Genomic DNA, 15,145 nt, shown 5'->3' with positions numbered 1-15,145 from the left:
CGGACAGCCTGCCCGCGGCCAGCCCCGGGGCCAGGCCGATCCGCGCGGTCCGCCGCCGCGCGAGCGCGTCGTCCCAGCCGGGGTTGAGGCGCGCGCCCAGGCGCAGGTGCTCCTCGACGGTCAGGTTCGCGTAGACCGGCGCGTTCTGCGCGACGAAGCCGACCTTGGCCAGCTGCGCCGGACCGCTGCCCGGCACGCCGCCGCACACCTCGATCGTGCCGCTGGAGGGTTCGAGCATCCCGGCGGCCAGGCCGAGCAGCGTGGACTTGCCCGCGCCGTTCGGACCGACCAGGCCGGTCACGTGCCCGGCCGGGACGTCGAGCGTGCAGCCTGCCAACGCCCAGCGCCGCCGGTACTTCTTCCCCAGCCCCCGGGCGCGCACGACGGCGGTCACGCGGTGTCCACTTCGGACGCGGCGTGGACCGTGGTGGTGAACAATGCCTCGATCCCCTCCTCGTCGAGCCCGGCCCGGCGGGCCTTGGCGAGCCAGCGCCGCAGGTCCTGCCGCAGCGGGGCGAGCGCGGCGGGCGAGGTGCCGGGCAGCGTGGCCGTCACGAACGTGCCGACACCGGGCCGTGCGGCGACCAGGCCGTCGTGCTCCAGCTCCCGGTACGCCTTGAGCACCGTGTTCGGGTTGATCGCCAGGTCCGCCACGACGTCCTTCACCTTCGGCAGCTGGTCGCCCTCGCGCAGCAGGCCCAGCCGCAGCGCGTGCCGCACCTGCCGGACCAGCTGCTGGTAGGGCGACAGGCCCGACTTGCCGTCCAGGTGGAACCGGATCACCACTGCCTCCATTTAACTAACTACCTAGCACTATAGGCATATAGGTGTGCGGCGTCGAGTCAGCCGTCGGTCAGCGGTCGGTCAGTCGGTGCCTTGACGGTGGGCACGCAGCACTCCGACACCTTGAGGAGCACCATGAGCATCAGACGCACGGCCGTCGTGGCCGTCGTGGCCCTGACCGGCGCGCTGGTCGCGGTCACCGCGCCGGCCGCGTCCGCCGCGACGTGCACGCCGACCTACCTCCCGCTCCCGGCGGGACTGCCCAACGGGGCCGTCACGGCCGCCGACAGCGGCGGCGGCTACGCGGGCTACGCCTACGTCGTCACCCGCGGGTTGTCCATGATCATCAAGGCGGTGCGCTGGTCCGACGGCCAGGTCACCGACCTCGGCCAACTGGGCACCAGCAACGTCACGGTCACCGGCGTGAACCGGCAGGGCACGGTCGTCGGCTACGTCGCCGGACCGCGCGGCTTCCGCTCGCGCGACGGCAAGCTGGAGCAGCTGCCCACCCCGAGCGGCTACACCGGGGCGCTGGTCGAGGGCGTCAACGACAACGGCGACATCGTGGGCAGCGCGGTGAGCACCCCGCCGGACACGGCGCCGTACTCGATCTACACGCCCGTGCTGTGGCCCGCGAGCGGTTCCGCGCCGGTGGCGCTGACCGGCCTGCCGACCACCGGCTACGCGAAGGCCAAGGCCGTCGACCAGGACGGCACGGTGCTGGTGGAGCACTACCCGGCCCGGAACTCCAGCTCCGCCACCGCGCTGTACCTGTGGAAGGCGGGCACGGCCCGCAAGCTCGCCAACCCGTCCGACACCACCACCGTGCGGGGCTGGTCGCTGTCCAACGGCCGCGTGGCGGGCGAGACGTACCCGGCGTCGGGCTACGACGGCAAGGGCGTGCTGTGGGACCAGAACGGCGTCCCGTCCCGACCGGCGGGCAGCGCCTACCTGCGGTCGATCAACCGGTCCGGCCAGTCGGTCGGCTGGTCCACGGCCACCGGCACCTACGCGACGTGGCAGCTCGCCACCCGCGCGGCCACGCTGACCGACCGGCCGAGCGTCGACGTGTCCGCGGACAACGGCACCGTCGCCGGTCGCAGCGTCCCGAGCGCGGGGGCGAACTCCCTGCCGACGGTCTGGCGCTGCGGGTAGGCGCACGCCTCGGCGGGGTCGGGCGCGCTGCCCGGCCCCGCCGTGCGGCGGCTAGAAGCGCGCGCCCACGTCGGCGCCGTTGGCCGGGCGCAGGAACGCGGAGGACGGGATGGAGCCGTCGGCGTTGCGCGGCCCCGTGATCGTGGACGGGTCCGTGCTCGCGAACGACCACGTGCCGCCGAGGTCCCACGAGTTTCCGCTGCCGTCGGAGTTCGAGCCGAGCGAGACGTCGGTGCCGTTGCCCGCGGCCAGGTTCCCGGTCAACGTGCTGTCGGAGCGGTCGAACTGGAACCCGGTCTTCGGGTTGCGCCACGCGGTGCTGCGCTCGACCCGGTGCCGGCCCGGGTTGTTGTTGTCCACGAAACCGCCGGCCGAGTTGTCCCACGTCATCGTGTTGCGCACGGTGTGGTCGGCGGCGACGCCGTTGCCGCCGAGCTTGAAGCCGTTGCCGTCACCGGTGAAGTCGGGCAGGTTCCAGCGGTTGAACCCGTTGCCCCACGCCAGGCTGTTCTCCAGCAGGACCGGCGAGGAGAACATCCAGAAGTCGAGCCCGTCGTCGGCGTTGTTCCACAGGCGCGCGCCGCGCACGACGTTGCCTGCGCCGGAGCCCTCCTTGATGGCCAGGCCGTCGGCGCTCTCGCCGTTCTTGCGCGGGTCGCGGTTGCCGTACGAGTCCAGGTCGACGATCAGGTTGCCGGCCGACGCGCCCTGGAGGTGCAGCCCCGACTCGTAGTTGTCCCGCGTGACGAGCCGCTCGAAGACGGTGTCGTTCGTGTCGAGGCCGAACACTCCGTACGGGCCGTGGACGATCTCCAGGCCGATCAGCCGCCAGTGATCGCCCTCGAGGTGGATCGCGCCGCGCTCGGCCCGCGGGATGCTGGAGCCCACCGCGCCCGGCGTGTACGGCATGTTCTCGCCGTCGATGACCGCGCGCTCGCCGTTGTAGTTGCGCAAGGTGATCGGTTGGCTCGCCGTGCCGTCCTTGAGCAGCTGGACGTTGGTGCTGGGCGCGTACGTGCCGGCGCGGAGGTAGACGGTGCCACCCGGCTGGACCAGGTCCACACCGCGCTGGACCGTGCGCAGCGGCGCGGCCGGCGTGCCGGGGTTGGCGTCGTTCCCGTCGGGCGCCACGTACAGCGCGCCGGCGGCCGGCGGCGTGTCGTCCTGGGTGAAGTCCAGGTAGTCGACGTTCGGCAGCCCGGCCGAGGTCGTGGGGCTGAGCCGGATGGCGACGGTGCCCGACGGCACGGTCACCGTGAGCGTTTTCGACACCCACGTCGACCACGCGCCCGTAGCCTCGAACGAGACCGACCGCGCGGTGACGCCGTTGACGAGGAGGTCGGCGGGTCGGGCGGTCGTGCCGCCGTTGGCGAACCGGACCACGACCGTCGCCGTGCCCGCCGCCGTCGCCGTGACGGTGAACTGCGCGTGGGCGCCGATGGCGTTGTCCGCGTTGCAGAACCCCGTGCCGGAGTAACCGGACCAGTTGCTGTCGACGGTTCCGGTGCAGACCGCGTTCTCGGCCTCGTGGTGCGCGGTCGCGGCGACAGCCGTTGTCCCGGGCAGTCCCCAGGCCGCGACGGCGACCAGGGCAGTGGCTGACACAAGGGTTTTCACGGTCATTGCGCGCTCCCTTGACCGGACGCGGAGTGAATGTCGGTTCACGCTTCTGAACAGGTAAAACCCGTTCCGGGAGCGTTCCCGACAGGCACGCTAACGCACACGTTCGAAGAGGCGCAATGCATTCCGCGGGGAATTCCGCGGTTTCACGATGGTGAACAAACAGCGCCGAAAACCGGCCCGTGCGCGGGGACGAATCAGAACGTCCCCGCGCACGTGACCGCTATTCGGGCGATTCGGCCTTGCCGGCCTTCACCAGGAAGGAACCGGCCACCGCCAGCAGCGACAGGATCGCCGCCAGCACGATCGCCGCGTGCATGCCGCCCATCTCGGCGGCCATCGCGGGCCGGCCGGAGGTGGCCAGCTGGGCCGCCTCCGCGCTCATCACGCTGACCAGCAGCGCCACCCCGGCCGCGGCGGCCAGCTGCTGGGTCGTGCTGAAGATCGCGCTGCCGTGCGAGTAGAGCCGCGCGGGCAGCGCGCCCAGGCCGGAGGAGAACAGCGGCGTGAACGAGAACGCCAGGCCCAGGCTGAGCACGAGGTGGAACACCAGCACGAGCGCCGTGGGCGTCGAGGCGTCGAACGTCGTGGCGAACCACAGCGCGCCACTGGTGGCGACCGTGCCGACGATGAGCAGGACGCGCGGACCGACCCGGTCGTAGAGGCGGCCGACGAACGGCGACAGCAGGCCCATCAGCAGACCGCCGGGGAGCAGCAGCAGACCGGTGGCCAGCGGGTCGAGCCCCAGCACGTTCTGGGTGTAGATCGGCAGGATCGTCACGACGCCGAGCAGCAGGCCCATCATCACCATCATCAGGGCGCTGGCCAGCGTGAAGGTGCGGAACTTGAACGTGCGCAGGTCGAGCAGCGCGCGTTCGCGGCGCTGCAACGACACCTGGCGCAGCACGAACGCGACGACACCCAGCACGCCCACCGCGAGCGAGACCCACAGCGCGACCGACGAGCCGCCGCCGGTCTGCCCGATGCTCGACAGGCCGTAGACCAGCCCGCCGAAGCCGAACACCGACAGCACCACCGACAGCACGTCGATCGGCGCGCTGCTCGCCTCACCGATGCGGGTGACCCAGCGCAGGCCGAGCAGCAGCGTGATGACCGAGATCGGCAGCACCACCCAGAACATCGCCCGCCAGTTGAACACGTCCAGCAGCACGCCGGACACGGTCGGGCCGATGGCGGGCGCGACGGAGATGACGATGGAGATGTTGCCCATCACCGCGCCGCGCCGGGCCGGCGGCACGAGCGTCATCACGGTGGTCATCAGCAGCGGCAGCATGATCGCCGTGCCGCACGCCTGCACGACCCGTGCGGCCAGGAGCACCGGGAAGCCCGGCGCCAGCGCGGCGATCAGGGTGCCCGCGCTGAACAGGCTCATCGCCACGCCGTACAGCACGCGCGTGGGCACCCGCTGGATCAGGTAGCCGGTGATCGGGATGACCACCGACATGGTCAGGAGGAAGCCCGCCGTGAGCCACTGGCCGACGGCCGCGGTCACGTGCAGTTCGGACAGCAGCACCGGGAGTGCGACGCCCATGATGGTCTCGTTCAGGATGACCACGAACGTGGCCACGAGCAGCACGCCGATCACGGCGCGGTCGCCGCGGTTGAGCGCGGGCGGCGACGACACGGCGTCGGACACACCTGCGGATGTCATGCGTTGGTCCCCCAGAAGGAAAAGATGGGCGCGACAAAGAGGCGCCGGCGCCCCGATCGCCTCCAACCCTACCCGCGGCGACCCCGACGCCAACCTCCTTTTTCCCGTGGGTGAAACCGGATCACAGTCCACAGAGGCTCGGCCGGGCACCTACGGACACGGCGGGAACCGGCACGCGGACCCGGTTGCCGTGCCGCGGTTCAGGTCGTCGGCCCGCGGCTCAGCCCGTCACCCTCGCCAGGAAGGCGTCGAGCTTGGCCGCGGTGCGCTCGACCTTCTCCTCCAGCGTGAGCGACTCGTGCAGCCGCCCGCCGGGACCGGCGTCCTTCTTGCCGCGCAGGTAGAGCGAGCACGCCAGGTCGGCGCAGAGGTAGACGCCCACGGAGTTGCCCTGCTGCCCACTGCGACCGGCCTTGCGGGCCGTCATCAGGCAGACGCCGCCCCCTTGGTGGGTCGTCAGGCACAACGCGCACATGGTGCGCCGCGGCCGGCCCACGTCCGACGACGCCAGGCGCAGCGCCACGCCCACGAGCCCGTCGCCGGACGGGGTGACCAGGTAGGCGCGCTGCGGTGCCGCGGGATCGCGCCAGCCGAGGAAGTCCAGGTCGTCCCACGGCCGCGCGGACAGGTCACCCGGCACGGGCAGGCGCTTGGCCTCGCCCTTGGTGCAGTTGACGAACGACGCGCGGATCTCGCGCTCGGTTACGGGTTCCACGCCACCCAAGCTACGTCACCTAGACAGCAAGGACAAACGACTATGCGCTAACCTAGAGCCTCTAGGTTTCGGGAGGTGCGGAATGGCACGCGTGGGGCTGACCGTGGAGCGCTTGGTGCAGGCGGCCGCGGAGCTGGCCGACGAGGTCGGCTTCGACAACCTGACCGTCTCGGCGCTCGCCCGCCGGTTCGGGGTCAAGGACGCGAGCCTGTACTCGCACGTCGGCAACGCGCGCGAGCTGCGGGAACGGGTGGCGGTCCTGGCGCTGGTCGAGCTGGCCGACCGGGGCGCGTCCGCCCTGGCCGGGCGCGCGGGCAAGGACGCGCTGGTCGCCTTCGCCAACGCCTACCGCGACTACGCCCGCGAGCACCCCGGCCGGTACGCCGCGATGCAGGTCGAGCTGACCCCCGAGATCGCCGCCGCGAGCCGGGCGGACCGGCACTCCGAGATGACCCGCGCGATCCTGCGCGGCTACGACCTGCCCGAGCCCGACCAGACCGACGCCGTGCGGCTGCTGCACAGCACCTTCCACGGGTACACAGCACTGGAGGCGTCGGGCGGCTTCCGCCACCACCCGCGTGACACGGAGTCGTCGTGGGTCCGGACCTTGGACGCGCTCCACGCCGTCCTGAGCAACTGGCCGTCACCCGAACACCCGTCCGGCCGATAGGCGACCACGCGTCGAGTGACGGAGGTCGGGGCCGGAGGCGGTCACGGCGGTCGGGCGGCGAGATCACCCGGTCCCGATCCCCATGACCCGATTAGTGCAGATCAGCACGAAAGTTTCGGACAGTTCTACGCCATTCGCACCGGAACCACCTGGCAGTTCCGCCTCTGCCGAAAGGCGGCGAAGTCGACCGCCGAATGACCTCTACCAGCGACGTCTCCGCCTTTTGATACACGGCGGTACACCAGTAGTTCATTGACGCGACACCAGGGTCGCCCCTATCGTTTCGAACCAGTTCCCGAAAGTTTATCTCAAACCTCGAAAGTTTCGGCGACCGTCCTGCAGACCCCCGCCAAGAAGCGGGCGGTGCCCAGCCGACCTTCGGCCTGTGGCTCAGGAGGAACGAACGAGATGTCCCAACTCGTCCTGTTCGCGATCGACATCTGCGCGGTGGTCCTGCTCGTCTTCGGGCTCTACTTCCCCCGGCACCGCCGCCGCGACCTGGTCGTCGCCTACCTGGGCGTCAACATCGGCGTTCTCGCGGTCGCGAGCGCGTTGAGCACCAGCAACACCGGCGCGGGCATCGGGCTGGGCATGGCGCTGTTCGGCGTGCTGTCGATCATCCGCCTGCGCTCGACCGAGCTCGACCAGCACGAGGTCGCGTACTACTTCTCTGCCCTCGCGCTCGGCCTGCTCGGCGCGCTGAGCACGTCCTCGCTGTGGCTCAACGGCGGCCTGATGGCGCTCATCGTCGTCGTGATGTTCCTCGGGGACAACCGGCGGCTGTTCCGCAACTACCGCCACCAGATCCTGGTGCTCGACTCCGCCGTCACCGACCACGTCACGCTCGTCGCGCTCCTGGAGCAGCTGCTCGACGGCAGGGTGCACACCGTCACCGTGCAGCGGCTCGACCTGGTCAACGAGACCACAGTGGTCGACGTCCGGTACGCGCTCAGCGAGCGCGCCCTGACCGGCGCGGCCGGTACGCCCGCGCACTCCGGAGCCCGCCGATGACCACGACGACCTTCGAGCCCGCGCTGGCGCGACTGGCCCCCGTCGGGCTGGCCGAGCTGGTCGAGCGGGCGGCGTTGCAGACCAGGGTCGACCGCAAGTACGTCGTGCCGGCGGACGCGCTGCCGCACCTGCTGGACCAGCTCGCGCCGCACGCGCGGGTGCTGGAGATCGACGGCGACCGCACGTTCCGGTACCAGTCGGTGTACTTCGACACCCCGCGGTTGGTCAGCTTCCACTCCGCGGCCTACCGCAGGCGCCGCCGGTTCAAGGTGCGCACCCGCACGTACCTCGACTCCGCCGAGTGCTGGCTGGAGGTCAAGATCAGCGGGGCGCGGGGCAGCATCACCAAGCACCGCCTGCCGTACCACGCGCGGGACTGCGCCACCGTGCACCCCGGGCGCGGCTTCGTCGACGAGGCGCTGGCCCGCGAGTCGATCACCCCGGAGGCGGGCAGCTCGCTGGACCCGGTGCTGGTCACCGACTACCAGCGCACCACCCTGCTGCTGCCGGAGACCGCGAGCCGGGTCACCATCGACACCGCGCTGTCCTGGCGGCACGACGACGCGGCGCTGCGGCTGGCCGGGCTCGCCGTGGTCGAGACCAAGACCACGTCGGCCGCCACCCCGGTCGACCGGATGTTGTGGCGGCGGGGGGTGCGGCCGGTGCGCATCTCCAAGTACGCCACCGGTCTGGCCGCGCTCCGCCACGACCTGCCCGACGCGCCCTGGCGGCGGACGCTGCGCCGCCACTTCCGCGACACCACGTCGTCGGTGAGCCCGGTGCCGGCGACCCCCTCCCCCCGAACCGAGCAGGAGGCATCGTGCGTGTGACCTCCCGTGGCAACGACGCCGCGGCAACCTTTCGCAGCAAGGGGCTCGCGGTGGCCGCGATCCTCCTCGCCGGGCTCCTGGTCCCGTTGTCGGCCGGCGCCGAACCGAGTGCCGGCACCGGATCGGCCGAGCTCTCCGCCGCCGACGCCGTCGCCGCCGCCACCGCGGCCGACGACCTGGTCGGTGACATCGCGTTCTCGGTGCCCAGCGGCACGTTCCAGGGCCAGGTGGCGGTGTCGCTGAGCACCGCGGTCAGCGGCGCGCAGATCCGCTACACCACCGACGGGACGCTGCCGACCGCGCAGTCACCCGTCTACTCCGGCACGTCGTTGCAGTTCACCCGCACCACCCAGTTGCGCGCGCAGGCGTTCGTCAACGGCGCGGCGTCCGGTGCGCCGGGCACGGCCATGTACGTCGCCCAGCAGACCACCACGGTGCACGACCTGCCGGTGGTGGTGGTCGACTCCTACGGCGCGGGCAAGCCGCAGAAGGAGTACATCGACGGTGCGGCGATGATCTTCGAGCCGGGCGCGAACGGCACGACGTCGTTGGCCGCGGCACCGACGGTCGCCACCCGCACCGGCTTCAAGCTGCGCGGGCAGTCGTCCGCCTCGTTCGAGAAGGCGCCGTACCGCCTGGAGTTCCGCGACAACGCCAACGACGACGCCGACTACCCGGTCCTCGGCATGCCCGCCGACTCGGACTGGGTGCTGCGCGGGCCGTTCACCGACAAGTCGCTGATCCGCGAGGCGTTCATCTACGACCTCGGCCGGGAGATGGGGCTCAAGGCGCCGCGGTACAAGTTCGTCGAGTTCTACCTCAACCCCGACGCCACGCCGGTGGGCGCCAACGACTACATGGGCGTCTACATGATGGTCGAGACCATCAAGAACTCGAAGAACCGCCTGGACCTCAAGGACCTCGACGAGGACGACACGACGCTGCCGAAGATCACCGGCGGGTACATCTTCAAGTTCGAGTGGATGGCCGCCGAGGAGCCGACGCTGCCGTGCACGGGTGCCGCCGCCACCTGCTGGAACTACCTGGAGGTGGCCGACCCCGACCCGTTGAACGCCCAGCAGAAGGAATGGCTGCGCGGTCACATCCAGGAGTTCAACGACGTCCTGAGGGCACCGAACTTCGCCGACCCGACCACCGGGTACCAGAAGTACATCGACGTGCCCTCGTTCATCGACCACATGATCCTCAACGAGCTCAGCCGAGGCATGGACGCCTACCTCCGCAGCGCCCACTTCTACAAGGACCGCGACACCAAGATCTTCGCCGGTCCCCTGTGGGACTTCGACCTCACGTTCGGCGTGGGCGGGTACTTCCAGAACGACCAGGTCGCCGGGTGGCAGTACCTCCAGACCCGGCAGCCGCAGGCCAACGACTGGTACACCCAGCTGCTGCGCGACCCCGCGTTCGTCAACCAGGTCAAGTCGCGGTGGCAGTCGCTGCGCCAAGGCCTGTTCTCCGACAGCGCGCTCGCGACCCGGATCGACGCGCTGTCCAGGCCGTTGACCAACGGCGCGCAGCGCAACTTCCAGCGCTGGCCCAACCTCAGCTCGCGGACGGTCGGCTTCTTCAACACCCCGACCGCGCCCACCTGGCAGGGTCAGGTGCAGGCCATGCGGGACTGGATGCAGCGCCGCATCGCCTGGCTCGACTCCACGTCCGGCTGGGGCGGCCCGACCACGCCGACGTCCACCACCACGCAGACGTCCACGACGACGCCGACATCCACCACCACCAGCACCACGACGACCACTACGACGACCACCACCACCACTGCACCGGGTGGGGCGCGGTGCGCCGCGACGTACACGATCGTCAACCAGTGGCAGGGCGGGTTCCAGGGCGAGGTGCGCGTCACCGCGGGCACGTCCGCGATCAGCAACTGGACCGTGTCGTGGAGCTACACCAGCGGTGAGAAGGTCACGCAGTCGTGGAACGCGACCCTGACCACCCAGGGCACCACGATCACGGCGCGCAACGCGGCCCACAACGGCTCCGTCGCGCCCGGTGGCAGCACGACGTTCGGCTTCATCGGGGCGTCCACCGGCGCACCGGGGTCACCGATGCTCACCTGCACGGCCGGCTGACGATCCGCGCGACACGCGTGCCCGGCACCTCCCAGCGGTGCCGGGCACGCGAGCGTCCGCACGCGTGGAGAGTCCCGGCGCGGTCGGGGCGCAACCTTCGGCGAACCGGTTCGGAAAGTTTCGCAACCCGTTGACACCCCCACGGCGGCGACTTGATGCTTTCGGCATCGATCAGCAGTGCTGCTGAAAGGAAATCCTCCGATGTCCGGAAGAATCAGAGGCAGGAGAGCCGTCCCGCTGGCGGCGATCACCCTCCTGCTCATGGCGATCGTGACGTCGAACGCCGAAGCCGCGGTGACCACCAACCAGACCGGGACCAACAACGGGTACTACTACTCGTTCTGGACCGACAGCCAGGGCTCCGTGTCCATGGACCTGGGGTCGGGCGGCAACTACAGCACGTCGTGGCGCAACACCGGCAACTTCGTCGCCGGCAAGGGCTGGGCCACCGGCGGGCGGCGCACGGTCAACTACACGGGCAGCTTCAACCCGTCCGGCAACGCGTACCTGACGCTGTACGGGTGGACCCGCAACCCGCTCGTCGAGTACTACATCGTCGACAACTGGGGCACGTACCGGCCCACCGGCACGTACAAGGGCACGGTCACCAGTGACGGCGGCACGTACGACATCTACAAGACCACCCGGGTGAACCAGCCGTCCATCGACGGCACCCGCACCTTCGACCAGTACTGGAGCGTGCGGCAGTCGAAGAGGACGGGCGGCAGCATCACGTCCGGCAACCACTTCGACGCGTGGGCGCGCAACGGGATGAACCTGGGCACGCACAACTACATGATCCTGGCGACGGAGGGCTACCAGAGCAGCGGCAGCTCCAATGTCACCGTCGACGGCGTCCCGAGCGGCGGCGACCCGGGCACGGGCACGCCGGGCACCGGCGGCTGCACCGCCTCGCTGTCCGCGGGTGAGAAGTGGAGCGACCGGTACAACCTGAACGTGTCGGTCAGCGGTTCGAACAACTGGACCGTGACGATGAACGTGCCGTCGCCGGCGAAGATCCTGTCCACCTGGAACATCAGCGCGAGCTACCCGAGCGCCCAGGTGCTGACCGCCAGGCCCAACGGCAGCGGCAACAACTTCGGCGTGACGATCCAGGCGAACGGCAACTGGACGTGGCCCTCGGTCTCCTGCGCCGCGAGCTGACCGTTCCGCGACAACACCGCACCTGATGGCGCGGCGGCACCCGGCCGCCGCGCCATCGTGCTTTCGGTGCACAGCACGACGGGTGGCCCACCGTCCGAACCGGACCGAGCGCTCGGGGCCCTTGTCGAGATGTGGACGCGCGGGTGTCAGGCGTGGCACCGTGGAGGCGGGCGAATTCCGCCTTCACCAGGTGAGGTCGCCGCGTTCGAAGCCGAGCAGCATCCGCTTGCGCTCGATCCCGCCGCCGTACCCGGTCAGGTCGCCGGTCGAGCCGACGACCCGGTGGCACGGCACGATGATGCTGATCGGGTTCTTGCCGTTGGCCAACCCGACCGCGCGCGAGGCGGTGGGACGGCCGATGCGGGCCGCCAGCTCGCCGTACGACACCGTGTCGCCGTGCGGGATGTCCTTCAGCGCGTCCCACACCGTCCGCTGGAACGGCGTGCCGGCCATCGACAGCGGCAGGTCGAACTCCGTCCGCGCGCCGGCGAAGTACTCCTCCAGCTGGGCGACCACCTCGTCGAACGGTTCGGCGGAGGGCTCCCCGAACGTCTCCCACGCGGGCCGGTGGCGGTGTTCGTGCATGTACAGGCCCGCGAGCACCCCGTCCCGGGCGACGAGCGTGATCTCACCGACCGGGCTGTCGATCACCGTGTGCACGGCGACTGGCAATGGCATGACAACCATTGTGCCGCTCGCACCTCCCCCGTCCGCCTCCCCTTGCGCACCTCCCCCTTGTGCCTCCTCTTTACGCCTCCCCCGCGCCTCCCCGCGCCTCCCTCTTGCGCCCTACCCCGCGTGCCTCCCCCGGCCGCCTCCCTCGCGCGCCCCTCGCCCCCGCTCCGTGCCCCCCAAGCACGGTTGTGGTCAGTGCGTGAAGACGCCGTTGACCGCGCCGAAGTCCAGCGCGTCCTCCAGCCCGGTGTACGTGCCCTTGGTCAGCGCCTCCTCCGCCGCGCGCAGGGCCACCGAGTACGCCGCCTGCGCGACAGCCGTGCCGAGGCTGACCCGCCGGACGCCGACCGCCTCGAACTCGGCCACGCTCGGCGCACCGGGGCCCGCCATGACGTTGATCGGCAACGGCGACGCCTCGACCAGCCGCCCGACCACGTCGAGGTCCACCAGGCCGGGGACGAACAGGCAGTCCGCGCCCGCCTCGGCGTAGGCCGCCGCCCGCGCCAGCACGTCGTCCAGCCTGCCGCCGGGCTCCCCGACCTGGAACAGGAAGACGTCGGTCCGCACGTTGACCACCAGCTCGGGCAGCCCGGCGCGCTCCGCCGCCTCCCGCGCCGCGCGCACCCGGGCGGCCTGCTCCTGCGGGGTGAACAGCGGCACCCCGTACCCCTTCGAGTCCTCGATGTTCACCCCGACCGCGCCCGCGTCGACGACGGCCTCGACGGTCGTCGCCACGTCCTCCGGCGCGTGGCCGTAACCGCCCTCGACGTCGGCGGTCACGGGCACGTCCACGGCCGCGGCGATCAGCCGCACCTGCTCGACCATCTCCTCACGCGTCAGGCCCTGCCCGTCCGGCCTGCCCAGCGCCCACGACACGCCGCCGCTGGTGGTGGCGACGGCCTTCGCGCCCGCCCGCGCGATCAACGCGGCGCTGCCCGCGTCCCAGGCGTTCGGGAGCACCAGCACCCCGTCCGCGTGCAGGGCGCGCAGCAGATCCGCCTTGACCTTGTTCCTGTGCATGCGATGTCACCTCTCCGATCACCCGATTCCGGGTTGGGCGCGGAGCGTAACAACGAGGGGTGACAATTCCGGGCCGTCCCGATCGACGGCGACCGGTCACCGGTTGGCGTCGTCGCGCGCCAGCCGCAGCCCGCCCAGCACCAGGGTGCCCACCGCCCAGGCGAGCATGGTGACCACCGAGGACGTCTGCGTCATCCCCGGCACCTGTCCGATCAGGAGGAACGCCGCCCCGGACCCCGGCAGCGCGTGGGCGATCGCGGTCGTCCACGCGTAGCCGAAGTTCGGCAGCATCAGCGGGAGCACCAGCATCAGCAGGAACACCGTGACCAGCGTGCCCGCGGTGTTGCGCAGCAGGAAGCCCAGCCCGACCGCGAACGCCGACCCGACCGCGAAGACGAACCCGACGTTCCGCAGCACGTCCGCGCCGCCGTCGAAGGTCAGCAGCGGGTGCGCCGCGAGGAACGACGCGAGCGTGGCGGCGGACGCCAGCAGCACGCCGAGCACCGTCGCCGCCACCACCGCCACCGTCGTGCGGGCCAGGAAGAGGATCGCGCGACGGGGCGTCCACTGGAGGGTCGGGATGATGCCGCCGGTCGCGTAGTCGGACGTCACGGCGGTGAGGCTGAGCGCGAGGAGCGCGAACTGGCCGGGCAGACCGGTCACGGCCGCCGCCCGCCAGGCGGAGCCGCCCGGCGTCGGATCCGGGTTCGCCGCCGCCTCCAGTCCCGCGAGGGTGGCGATCCCCACCATCACCGCGGCGGCCGCCGCCAGGAACCACCAGGTGGCCTTCACCGTCCACAGGCGGCTCCACTCGGCGGCGCACGTGCGGGCGAACACACGTCCACTGTGGACTTCTCGCGTGCCGGCGGTCGTCACTTCGCCCCTTCCGTCGTCGCGGGCACCGGCTCGTGGCCGTGGTACTCGACGCTGCTGTTGGTGAGCTCCAGGTAGGCGTCCTCGAGGGACTGGCGCACCTCGGAGAGGTGGTGCAACGGGAGGTGCCGGGCGTGCGCGAGCCCACCGACCTCCTCGGCCGTGCCGCCGTCGACCCGCAGCTCGCGGTCCTCGACCCGTTCGACCTCGAAGCCCTGTTCCCGCAACGCGGTCAGCAGGAGGTCCGGCTCGGGGCTGCGCACGCGCACCTGGACGCGACCCAGCCCGTTGAGGATCTCCTCGGTCGTGGCGTCCGCGATCAACCGGCCGCGGCCGATGACGACCAGCCGGTCGGCGATCTGCTCCACCTCGCTCAGCAGGTGGCTGGAGACGAGCACCGTGCGGCCTTCGTTCGCGAGCCCGCGCAGCAGCCCGCGGATCCACCGGACGCCGTCGAGGTCGAGCCCGTTGACCGGCTCGTCGAACACGAGCACGCCGGGGTCACCGATCAGCGCCGCCGCGATCCCGAGGCGCTGCCGCATGCCCAGCGAGTAGCCCTTGATCCGGCGACGGGCGGCGCCCTCCAGCCCGACCCGCTCGATCACCTCCTCGACCCGGCGTCGCGGGATCCCGTTGGCGCGCGCGGCGATGCGCAGGTGGCTGCGCCCGGTGCGGCCGGGGTGCGCCGCGCCGGGGTCGAGCAACGCACCGACCTCCCGCAGCGGCTCCGCGAACCCGGCGTACGGCCGACCGTTGACCAGGGCCGTGCCGGACGTGGGCCGGTCGAGGCCGAGGAGCACGCGCATGGTGGTGGACTTGCCGGCGCCGTTCGGCCCGAGGAACCCGGTCACC

Annotated in this window: 14 protein-coding genes and 1 pseudogene; 6 read left to right on the top strand and 9 right to left on the bottom strand. The window is 71.2% G+C overall.

Annotated features, from left to right (window positions below; all coding sequences use genetic code 11):
* The coding region (locus AB0G02_RS15920) for an ATP-binding cassette domain-containing protein (RefSeq protein ID WP_360794313.1) at window positions 1-394 on the bottom strand (394 nt) is incomplete at its 3' end.
* Window positions 391-783 carry a GntR family transcriptional regulator gene (locus tag AB0G02_RS15915; RefSeq protein ID WP_360794311.1) on the bottom strand — a complete coding sequence of 131 codons (393 nt, stop codon included), beginning with the start codon at window positions 781-783 and terminating at the stop codon, window positions 391-393. The genes AB0G02_RS15915 and AB0G02_RS15920, both read right to left, overlap by 4 nt.
* 135 nt (window positions 784-918) lie before the next feature.
* Here AB0G02_RS15915 and AB0G02_RS15910 point away from each other — a divergent pair, with 135 nt between their 5' ends.
* Complete coding sequence (locus AB0G02_RS15910) at window positions 919-1,938, top strand: hypothetical protein (RefSeq protein WP_360794309.1); 1,020 nt, start codon at window positions 919-921, stop codon at window positions 1,936-1,938.
* A 51-nt stretch (window positions 1,939-1,989) separates the two neighbouring features.
* On the opposite strand, the gene AB0G02_RS15905 is transcribed toward AB0G02_RS15910, so the two are convergent.
* From AB0G02_RS15905 to AB0G02_RS15895, 3 genes are all read right to left on the bottom strand, one after another.
* Window positions 1,990-3,543, bottom strand: coding sequence for a right-handed parallel beta-helix repeat-containing protein (locus AB0G02_RS15905; protein WP_360794307.1), 1,554 nt, complete (start codon window positions 3,541-3,543; stop codon window positions 1,990-1,992).
* Window positions 3,544-3,781: 238 nt separating this feature from the next.
* Window positions 3,782-5,230, bottom strand: a complete 1,449-nt coding sequence (locus AB0G02_RS15900) for a DHA2 family efflux MFS transporter permease subunit (RefSeq protein ID WP_360794305.1) — start codon at window positions 5,228-5,230, stop codon at window positions 3,782-3,784.
* Window positions 5,231-5,450: 220 nt separating this feature from the next.
* Complete coding sequence (locus AB0G02_RS15895) at window positions 5,451-5,945, bottom strand: FBP domain-containing protein (RefSeq protein WP_360794303.1); 495 nt, start codon at window positions 5,943-5,945, stop codon at window positions 5,451-5,453.
* A gap of 82 nt (window positions 5,946-6,027) precedes the next feature.
* On the opposite strand from AB0G02_RS15895, the gene AB0G02_RS15890 reads away from it, so the two are divergent.
* The 5 genes and pseudogenes from AB0G02_RS15890 to AB0G02_RS15870 all read left to right on the top strand — a co-directional run.
* The gene (locus tag AB0G02_RS15890) at window positions 6,028-6,615 is read left to right on the top strand and encodes a WHG domain-containing protein (RefSeq protein WP_360794301.1); all 588 of its coding nucleotides are present in this window, start codon (window positions 6,028-6,030) and stop codon (window positions 6,613-6,615) included.
* 408 nt (window positions 6,616-7,023) lie between these two features.
* Window positions 7,024-7,626, top strand: coding sequence for a DUF4956 domain-containing protein (locus tag AB0G02_RS15885; protein ID WP_360794299.1), 603 nt, complete (start codon window positions 7,024-7,026; stop codon window positions 7,624-7,626).
* Entirely contained in the window at window positions 7,623-8,456 is an 834-nt protein-coding gene (locus AB0G02_RS15880) for a polyphosphate polymerase domain-containing protein (RefSeq protein WP_360794297.1), read from the top strand. The genes AB0G02_RS15885 and AB0G02_RS15880 overlap by 4 nt, the downstream gene beginning before the upstream one ends.
* Before the next feature lie 50 nt (window positions 8,457-8,506).
* The gene (locus AB0G02_RS15875) at window positions 8,507-10,561 is read left to right on the top strand and encodes a CotH kinase family protein (RefSeq protein ID WP_360794295.1); all 2,055 of its coding nucleotides are present in this window, start codon (window positions 8,507-8,509) and stop codon (window positions 10,559-10,561) included.
* 261 nt (window positions 10,562-10,822) lie between these two features.
* A pseudogene (locus AB0G02_RS15870) lies at window positions 10,823-11,410 on the top strand (glycoside hydrolase family 11 protein); the annotation flags it as partial.
* Window positions 11,411-11,908: 498 nt separating this feature from the next.
* Here the strand turns inward: AB0G02_RS15870 and AB0G02_RS15865 are convergent.
* The 4 genes from AB0G02_RS15865 to AB0G02_RS15850 form a co-directional block, all read right to left on the bottom strand.
* Window positions 11,909-12,403 (bottom strand): methylated-DNA--[protein]-cysteine S-methyltransferase, encoded by a 495-nt coding sequence (locus AB0G02_RS15865; RefSeq protein ID WP_360794293.1) that lies wholly within the window; start codon window positions 12,401-12,403, stop codon window positions 11,909-11,911.
* A gap of 189 nt (window positions 12,404-12,592) precedes the next feature.
* Entirely contained in the window at window positions 12,593-13,420 is an 828-nt protein-coding gene (locus AB0G02_RS15860) for an isocitrate lyase/phosphoenolpyruvate mutase family protein (protein ID WP_360794291.1), read from the bottom strand.
* A 96-nt stretch (window positions 13,421-13,516) separates the two neighbouring features.
* Window positions 13,517-14,257, bottom strand: a complete 741-nt coding sequence (locus AB0G02_RS15855; RefSeq protein ID WP_360794289.1) for a hypothetical protein — start codon at window positions 14,255-14,257, stop codon at window positions 13,517-13,519.
* Between the two features lie 35 nt (window positions 14,258-14,292).
* Window positions 14,293-15,145, bottom strand: an 853-nt coding sequence (locus AB0G02_RS15850; RefSeq protein ID WP_360794287.1) for an ATP-binding cassette domain-containing protein, incomplete at its 5' end; no start/stop codon positions are given.

Source organism: Actinosynnema sp. NPDC023658, from assembly GCF_040639995.1.
Taxonomy (GTDB): domain Bacteria; phylum Actinomycetota; class Actinomycetes; order Mycobacteriales; family Pseudonocardiaceae; genus Actinosynnema.
The sequence above is the reverse complement of the archived record's forward strand: the minus strand, read 5'-3'. Positions and strand labels throughout refer to the sequence as shown.

Bases quoted from the DNA above. Each gene is read 5' to 3' on its own strand.
- AB0G02_RS15890 (WP_360794301.1), top strand. From the start codon at position 6,028: ATGGCACGCGTGGGGCTGACCGTGGAGCGCTTGGTGCAGGCGGCCGCG.
- AB0G02_RS15865 (WP_360794293.1), bottom strand. From the start codon at position 12,403: ATGCCATTGCCAGTCGCCGTGCACACGGTGATCGACAGCCCGGTCGGT.
- AB0G02_RS15910 (WP_360794309.1), top strand. From the start codon at position 919: ATGAGCATCAGACGCACGGCCGTCGTGGCCGTCGTGGCCCTGACCGGC.
- AB0G02_RS15880 (WP_360794297.1), top strand. From the start codon at position 7,623: ATGACCACGACGACCTTCGAGCCCGCGCTGGCGCGACTGGCCCCCGTC.
- AB0G02_RS15860 (WP_360794291.1), bottom strand. From the start codon at position 13,420: ATGCACAGGAACAAGGTCAAGGCGGATCTGCTGCGCGCCCTGCACGCG.
- AB0G02_RS15900 (WP_360794305.1), bottom strand. From the start codon at position 5,230: ATGACATCCGCAGGTGTGTCCGACGCCGTGTCGTCGCCGCCCGCGCTC.
- AB0G02_RS15885 (WP_360794299.1), top strand. From the start codon at position 7,024: ATGTCCCAACTCGTCCTGTTCGCGATCGACATCTGCGCGGTGGTCCTG.